Here is an 8,299-nt window from a genome sequence, read left to right on the forward strand (position 1 = left end):
ATCTCTATTTATCACAAGGATGTTCATTGAGGGATCGCTCCATATCATAATAGTGGATTAACTGAAGATTAAATCCGTCTATGTTTGAGGTGTTTTTTTGTTTCAACAAAAAATTATGGGAGGAAGATTTAAATGAGAAAAAAATTAAAAGGTATAAAGACTTTTATTGTTCGAATGCTTGTTGTCGTGATGTTAATGCCGTTGATTCCAAGTGTAATGATTGGAGAAGTGGAGGCTTCTAGTGGTTTGAAATTATCGGCAAATGCAGTAACTGACAAGAATATGATTAATTTAGAATGGAACAATCCGTATGGAGGTGGATCTACATTTAGAGTCTATCGCATGAATGATTCTTCAGAGTGGGAAAGTATACCGGCTAAAGATACTGTAAAAGTATTAAATATTTATCCTGAATACCCCGTGGGACATATATATTCTGTCACAAATACAGGATTATCTGAAGGGCAAGTTGATTTAAATGGAAAATCTGTTCCTGACTCTGGGATACTGAAAACATGGCTTCAAAAAGAGGGTATTAATTCGGTTCAAATTGAAACGGTATCAATCATTGATTTTAATGATAATCCATCCAAATATTTAAATAAATCTACTGGACATTGGAATTATGATTCAGTTTTTTATGGAATGTGGAACCTACTTCCTGATGTAATATACCCAAATGACCAAGCGGTCGAGCATTTACGAACGTTCATCAATGATGGTGGGGGATTTATGACTTCTCACCACACCATAGGTTATAGAGCGCTAGATAAAGGGGTTAATCGATTGGCAAATGAGATGGGAGTCGAAGTATTTGCCACACAAACAAATGCTAGTTGTAGTACAGATAACAATGCCTATGGCGGAAGGGATGCAAACGGAAATCTATACCCGTCGGTTTCTTTCGAGCTCTTAGACGGTTCTCCTTGTGATCAATCCATATATTGGCCCGCTGGAAATAAAATTGAAATAGCCAAGAAGGGGCTTTTGACGGAATATCCCTTTAAAGTAGGTATTGTTGGAGAAGTAAATGACATATTTTTCCAACATGGGTTGAGTGTATTTGGTAAAGGTGATGTGTGGATAAAAACAGCAGAAGTACAGGGTTACTCTACTGAACCTTTTAAGGAAATCACGGTTTCTCCAAGTACTGGACAAAGTGGTACTAATAACTTCTTTGTACATACTTTCAACAATACAGCAATCATTAATTCAGGTCACTCATTCCCTAATATTTCTCAAGTAGAAACGAGGGTTATAGCGAATACTCTTTATTATTTATCACAAATTACTACGAATACAACGTGGCAAGATCGAGTGGGCATGGATACAGCTTCACCCAATACACCTGTAGTAAATGTGGGTTATAAAGAGGGAGAAGGTATTCAAGTTAATGCCTTGAGTACAGACAATGGTATTTCTTCAAAGTATAAAGTTGTTGCTGAGAGTTTAGGATCAAAAATTGAGTCAAATGTTGCATCTGTTGTCAACACAACTGGAATTAAAGGGTTTTCATATGTTATTGATAAAATACCAGATACAATTCCTGATGATATAATTGATTCAGTTACATCAGACTTTGTTGTAACTGGAGTTAAAACAACGGATTATTATATTCATGTTACAGCTATCGATAATGCAGGTAATGCATCTGCTCCAGCACATGTTTATATAAATGATACAGGTGCTCCAAATCTTGTTGTTTCCCCGAGTACAACAAAACCAACGAATCAAGATGTTATTCTTTACGCTAGTGGATGGGATGATATTTCAATTGTGGAACAGACACAATTACCTGATGGAACTTGGGTTAGCGGCGCAAATGCCTCTTATACCGTAACTTCAAACGGAACTTATACTTTTAAAAATATAGATTACTTTGGAAATCAAAGATCTGTAGATTATATTGTCTCGAATATTGATAAGATATCGCCAAATATCACTTTTTCTACGGATAGTAGAGGGTGGTCAGAAGATCCTCTGGAAGTACAGATTACTTATAATGATGCAAACTCAGGATTAGATAATAATCTACGTTTATTTAAGGTTACTAATAGTTCAGATGGTCCGACTCTTTGGGAGAATGCAATCTCAAATGAGCAAACAGTAAAGATTACTGACGAGGGTATATGGTATGTTCATGCAAAAGCCACTGATAACGCAGGAAATGAAAAGGTCGAAAAAACTTTAGCATTGCAGATTCAGGATCTTCCAGCAATACCTCAGTTAGTTCTTATCTCATCCGATGAAACATCTGCAACCTTAGAATGGGATTTGCCAAAAGGTGATGCTTACACCGACGGGTACGAGTATAACGTAAAAAACATCACAACCGGTCAAATATGGACTTTACAGTATCCCACCAATACTTTAACGGATTCTTCTCTAAAAGGCGGTTCGAAGTACCAGTATCAAGTGAATGCCAAGAATCATGTGGGTACTAGCTTGAATAGTAATATGGTAGAAGCTCTTACTTTACCAGAAGCTCCCACTGGGTCAACTATAAAGGCAGAAAAAGATGGTAGACAAAGCGATCGTGCATTAGTTACTTTTTCTGAAGTAGAATCAGCAACAAGTTACCGGATTACAGCAAAAGATAACATGACGCAACAAGAAGTGTATAACCAAACTGTAACCGGAAGTGTATATCAACCTGTATTAAACTTAGAGTCGGGTACATTTTATACTATTGGTGTATCTGCAATTAACAGTAATGGAGAGGGTCGTGCAAATTATGCAGGTTTTCTATCCTTGCCAGACACACCGGGTGGTTTTACGGATGTCCAAATTAGTGAAACAAGTATTGATCTACGCTGGAATACAGTAACATCTGCAACATATTATGATCTCGAGAGAGACTTTCATGCGGTTTATGGAGGGCCAAACAACCAGTTCATAGATGAGTATTTGATTGCAGGAAGTGTATATAACTATCGAATATCAGCAGAGAATCTAACAGGGTATGGAGAGTATTCATATCTTAATAATATTTGGACGTTACCTTCTCAGGTAGGATCCTTCGAAGTTACAAGTTCTAGGACAGATCAATTATCAGTTAGATGGAACGAAGTACAAGGCGCAGAGGGATATATTTTGACTCTGAATGGGGGACAGGATGTTGTCTTATCAAAAGGCATCACAAATCACAATTTTACCAATCTAGGGTCCGGAGAATTATTCCAACTTACTATTCGTCCTATCAACCGTAGTGGAGAAGGTCAAAGAAAGACTTTAATAGCTGCTACGCTACCAGAGTCTCTAGACCCAACAACAGTAACGTTGAGTGATATGACTGATACAAGCGTAGTCATCCGTTTTGATGCTGTGGTAGGAGCAACAAAGTACCAAATCACAATAAACGAGAAGACATACGATGTATCAGATACAGAACTACACATCACAGGTCTCACAGGTGGTGAAGTATACCAGTACAGTATATCTACAGGTAACTCTGCTGGGTTTGGTGGTAGTGTCAATGGATCTTTTGTAACGCTACCTTATGCACCAAACGGAGTTAAACTAGTCGAAGTTAAGTCAGACTCATTTACCGTAAGGTGGGATGCGGTACCGAGTACAACAGAGTATGTCATTACAGATGATGCAGGTAAAGAGCTAGGTGTCATTAACGGTACAGAATACCAAGTAACGAACATATTACCTGGTGAAACAACTACGATTTATGTAGCGGCCCGTAACATTAATGGAGAAGGATCTAAAACAGCATTCACGCAGCAAACACTTCCTAGTAATGTAGGGGGGACATTTACTAAAGAACCAATTGTAACAAAAGACTCCGTTCATTTAACTTGGGATGACGTACCAGGATCTGATGGTTATCTCGTAGTAGACGAAAAAGGAAACATATTAGGATCTACAACGGAAACAACAATCACAATAGATGGACTAGTTAGCTCGGAAATATATGATCAGTGGATAGTCCTTCCATACAACCCTGTAGGAAATGCCGAACAAGGAATTACCATTCCCAAATTTGTAATCTTACCAAGTTCTGATTTTGAAGTAATCGTCACAACTGATAAAGAGAAGGAGATCACCTTCTCGTTTGAAACAGAACTTAAAAACGAAGTTTTTATCATTGAACAAGATGGTAAAGAAATATATCGTGGCCAAGATCTAGACTTCACTCTTACAGATTTGAAAGACGGCGTGGAATATACCTTTGAGATTTGGACCGAGAACTCGCTCGGCGACAAATCCCAACCGATCGTAATTAAATGCACTACTCTTAAGCCAGAACCGGTTAAACCGATTCCTGGAGATAGTGGTAGTAACGATACTGTAGGTCATGGCACGGTTAATAACGGAATTACGAATACAGTAGTTGTTGCTCCAAAAACAGCAGAGGATAAAGCAGAAAATCCAGATAATGTGGAGGTTAATGTAAACCTATACTTTAATGATATCAACGCTTCGTTTGCTAGAGAGGAAATTAACTACTTGGCAGAAATGGACATAATCAAAGGTGTAACAGATAAAATGTTTGAACCTAATCGTGCAATAACACGTATGGAGTTCGCGGCTCTAATTGTAAGGGCTACAAAGGCGAATCCAGATAATGCCTTAGAAATAACCTATAGAGATATAAATAAATCTAGTTGGTACATTTCTGAGCTAAACGCAGCATTAGCAAATGATATCGCAATAGGGTTCAGCAAAACGGAATTTGCTCCTTTGGAGAATATAAACCGCGAACAATCAGCAAAAATGTTAGCAAATATTTTAGTGAATAAATATGGGCTAACAGAAAATAAAGAAATGGTATCATTTAACGATGGTAGTAAAGTTGCAAAATGGGCAAATACTTCTGTTCATATCCTTGCTTCTAACTCGATAATAGAAGGGTATCCGGATGGATCCTTTCAACCAAAAGAAGATATCACAAGAGCGGAAAGCGCTGTGTTGATTTATCGGATGCTACAGGTAATAAATGAGTAAAATAAATTACCTGAAAGTTATATGCAAAAAGAATGCTCGACTCGAGAGACTCGCAAATACACTATTTTTTTAGGGAATATATACCATACTGGAGAAAGTGATAGGAAAAATTAAAAAAGCAGTCATTCCTCGTCAGAGGATGGCTGCTTTTGGTCTATTAGCTACCTTTCAGTAGAACTCTATATAACAGCGTTATATGCTCAATGAATATCACCGGATTTCTATTAGATTCTGGATAGCATCCTTCTCGTAGCGGGTATGTTTTAGATTTCTCTTATTAGGGTGAGGCTGTCTTCGTTTTATCTACCATGGAATGAACAAGGATTTTTGAATTTTCAGCTTATGGTATAATCCAATAATAGGTATTGATAAAATGTAAATGGTGGTGGAAAATTGGAGAAATTCCAGTTAATCGTACAGCTCTTAGCACTTGGGGAACATCTACAACAAAAGAATATTGATTTGCAAAAAGCGATGCTTGATTCTAAAGACGATAAACTATTATTTGATGATGAAATAAAACGTCTTATATATCTAATAAATTCAATAACAAGTCGAAATCATTCACTTCAATTAATAGACTATTTTAATGGCTTAATTACACAGGGCCAATTATTAGAAACACTTGGAGTTATTAATGTAACTAATAACGATTCTGATTCGGAAAAAATTGATGAGTTAATTCATGATTTAAAAATTGCATCCAAGTTTTTAGGACCGACATTCCTTCTTTCAGAGTATAATGAGTATGCTATAACACATAACTTGATAAACTTTTCTAAGGTACGTTATTTATTTTGGAAGTCACCAACTCCTTGGAAAGTGGCCTTAAAAAGAGCTGATCTTCTACCTTAGAAGAATAGAGGGGAATATATAAATTCGATATAATCCTTATAAAGTGAATGCCAACTTTACCATGCTAAATGATTGTGATACTATTTAATTAAATTGAATACCTTATAACGCGAAGCACGCGCATATCCATGGGATATGTTCGTGCTCTCTTTGTTTAGGTTTATATTTTTAGGAGGAATTAATTATGCTTAATACAGATGATTTTTTTGTACATCAATACCTTGAATTAGAAAGGGAGAACGGAGATGTTTTGGTTGGTCAAATCGAAAAAATCGATGTAGAATCTTTTATAATTGGATCAATCTTTTCCAAAAAGAGAGATACTTTCGATACACTAGTAAATCAACCCGTTTATGTTTTTTTTAAAGGCATTTCAGGGGAGCGTTTCCATTTTAAATCAAAAGTAATTTCATCTTTGGATAATAACTTAAAAAAATTACGCATAATTAAACCAAAATTTGAAGGAATACTTAAGATACAAAAGAGAGAATACTTTCGTATGAATATTGATGTTCCTGGTGAGATAACGTCGGATAAATATTTAGGCATTAACATCACAACAAAGGACATAAGTGGTGGTGGATTTTCATTTATTACAAAAAAATCATTGTTAGCAGAAGGGGCATCTAATATTAAAGGGGTTCTTCATTTACCTGATATACAGAACCAACCCCGCTCAATTCCATATGAGGCAAGAGTTGTCCGTGTTCAAGATGAAGAAATGGATAGTCATTATGCTATGGAGTTCACTCATATCAATGAAGTCCATCGTGAATTTATAATTAAATATTGTATGAAAGAACAATTGAGAAGACGTAAATATTGAAATTGAAGTAAGACTAATGAAGTGAAATTGTTACCTAACTCGCATCTAGACAAAAAAATTAATGAGCAAGCACTGCATTAATGATATTAAGATCATTTAATAAAAACAATTTACAAATTACTAACTATTCGTTATAATAGACATAATTAAATACTTTGTACGAGGAAGAACCTCGCATTTAGGATACCCTAAGTGCGAGGTTTTTTCGTTTAATTATTATTTCAAAGCGAACTAGCGTACAAATTAACATAGAATAACTTTAAAAAGGAGTACCTATGAAAACTATTGATGTAATTATTGAGTTACTTGAAACAGGAAAATCAATTCATAAAAAGACTTTTCAGTTAACGAGCGATTTGAAAAGAGAATTTGGTGACATTAATGAGACAACAGAGATGATCGCAAATACAATTAACCAACTGTTGGGATCTGACCATACACTGGTTATTAAAGAATACTTTTTTGATAGAGTTAGTTTGCAAAATGTTATTCTACAACTAGTTGCTATCAATAAAGTAGAAGTAAGTCCTGTTCGAACTAAACGAAAAAAGATGACAAAAGTTTCAAGCCCGAAATATACTAAAAAAGATTGTATTAATGCGTTATTTAATGTGAAGGAGGTTCTTGGTGTTCCATACTCATTAGCAGAATACATATCATTTACATACAAAAATAAGGGATACCCTAAAGCTAAGGAATTAAGGAAATACATAGGTGATCAGAATACAGATTGGGACGAAATGCTATTATCAGTTGGTTTATATGATGACGACTTACCAATAGCTAAATAAATGAGGTCGTAGTTAAGCTTAGTTAAATTTCACTTAATACGTTGGAACCATATGTAGAGAAGCTTACAACGTAACTTTATATAAATGGTCTAAGTTAAAGGAAGACATAAACCGATAAATGAGTAGATAAAGTTGAAACCTGAATTAACAATTTCAGAAATGTACTAAAGGATTAGTATAACGGTGATGATATTCTTATACTTTCGAGCAATATAGTAAGCAAATGTTGATAATGTGATGTTAGTGTACTGGTAGTGGGAGGGAGTTATATCGGTTTTCACAAGAATTATGGAGGATGAATGATGTTTAAAAAGTTTAATTTTACAGGAGCGATCATTTGGCTACTTATGGTTTTTGCAATAACAATTATTAACCTCATGATCAATGATACGAAATTAATAGTGATGTTATGCATAGTCATGTATATGCCTATTCCATATTGGATAGTAAAAACCATAATGAAAATTACACATAAGACGCGACAAAAGATATGAAAAATATAGACTTACACTCGTCAGCGCCAGGAATAGTTGTATAAGATAATTAATTTATTACACGAATTCGAATTGGATGTAACTCAATAAATAAGATAGAGCATGCAATTTATAAATGTTGGATGCTCTGTATAGGTGTATAGGTGTATAGGTGTATAGATGTAGGTTGATGTACTTCAACTGTCTGCTTTATTTACCGAGTCTCTACGATCTTCATGTCCTATATGCGTGTAAATCATAGTTGTATTCATATCTTCATGTCCTAATTGCTCCTTCAATTTAGCTAGATCATTGTTCTCTTTATGGAATTTAGTTGCGAATGTGTGACGTAATTTATGTATAGAAAGTCCGGGCTTTCCAAATGATTCAACATATCG

General features: G+C 35.2%; 5 protein-coding genes. 4 read left to right on the plus strand and 1 reads right to left on the minus strand.

The window, feature by feature from the left end; all coding sequences use genetic code 11:
• The first annotated feature begins 132 nt into the window (after window positions 1–132).
• From AC1TO9_RS15395 to AC1TO9_RS15410, 4 genes are all read left to right on the plus strand, one after another.
• Window positions 133–4,956: an S-layer homology domain-containing protein gene (locus tag AC1TO9_RS15395; protein ID WP_482059746.1), complete on the plus strand. Its 4,824-nt coding sequence runs from the start codon at window positions 133–135 to the stop codon at window positions 4,954–4,956.
• 393 nt (window positions 4,957–5,349) lie between these two features.
• Window positions 5,350–5,811: a hypothetical protein gene (locus tag AC1TO9_RS15400; RefSeq protein WP_482059747.1), complete on the plus strand. Its 462-nt coding sequence runs from the start codon at window positions 5,350–5,352 to the stop codon at window positions 5,809–5,811.
• A 184-nt stretch (window positions 5,812–5,995) separates the two neighbouring features.
• On the plus strand, window positions 5,996–6,637 hold the full coding sequence (locus tag AC1TO9_RS15405; RefSeq protein ID WP_482059748.1) for a flagellar brake protein: 642 nt from the start codon (window positions 5,996–5,998) through the stop codon (window positions 6,635–6,637).
• 275 nt (window positions 6,638–6,912) lie between these two features.
• On the plus strand, window positions 6,913–7,428 hold the full coding sequence (locus tag AC1TO9_RS15410) for a hypothetical protein (RefSeq protein WP_482059749.1): 516 nt from the start codon (window positions 6,913–6,915) through the stop codon (window positions 7,426–7,428).
• Window positions 7,429–8,098: 670 nt separating this feature from the next.
• Here AC1TO9_RS15410 and AC1TO9_RS15415 read toward each other — a convergent pair.
• Window positions 8,099–8,299, minus strand: a 201-nt coding sequence (locus tag AC1TO9_RS15415; RefSeq protein ID WP_482059750.1) for a tyrosine-type recombinase/integrase, incomplete at its 5' end; no start/stop codon positions are given.

This window comes from Paenibacillus sp. Y916 (genome assembly GCF_056786435.1).